Raw genomic sequence first — 574 nt, forward strand, 5'->3', positions numbered from 1 at the left:
TCTTGTCGTACGAGAACTGGATGCCCGCGGTGCCGCCGGTTTCGATGAACAGGTTGATGAACGCGGGGACGGTCGCGCTACGGGCCCAGTCGCGCTGCAGTTCGCAGAACAGCTGCGCGACGCTGATCATCTGGCCGCCGGCCTGCTCGATGCGGCGCAGCGCGGCTTCGTGCGCGGCGACCGACGTGCCGCCGACCGCATCGACGACCACATAGACTTCGTAGCCGGCCTTCAGCGCGTCGAGCGCGGGGAAGGTCAGGCACGCTTCGGTCCACAGCGCGGTCATGATCAGTTTCTTGCGGCCGGTGGCCTCGACGGCCTTGCGGAACTCGACGTCTTCCCACGAGTTGATGCTGGTGCGGTCGTAGGTCGGATAGCCTTCGAGCGCGGCGCGCAGTTGCGGGATCGGCGGCTTGTTCAGGCCGGTCTTCACGTTGACGGTCGAGTGGACGATCGGCAGGTCGTACGCGACCGCGGCCTTCGATGCGCCGACGATGTTGTTGATCAGCAGCTGGCGATCCATCGATGCAATCGAGTTCACCTGGACCGGCTGGTAGTCGATGACGATGAACGC

At 65.2% G+C, this 574-nt stretch carries 1 protein-coding gene; it reads right to left on the reverse strand.

The features are described from left to right. Positions 1 to 574 (reverse strand): hydrolase (locus U4Z64_RS37375; protein WP_321822692.1); only part of this gene is annotated, 574 nt, incomplete at both ends.

This window comes from Burkholderia sp. BCC1996 (assembly GCF_905339955.1).
Lineage (GTDB): Bacteria > Pseudomonadota > Gammaproteobacteria > Burkholderiales > Burkholderiaceae > Burkholderia.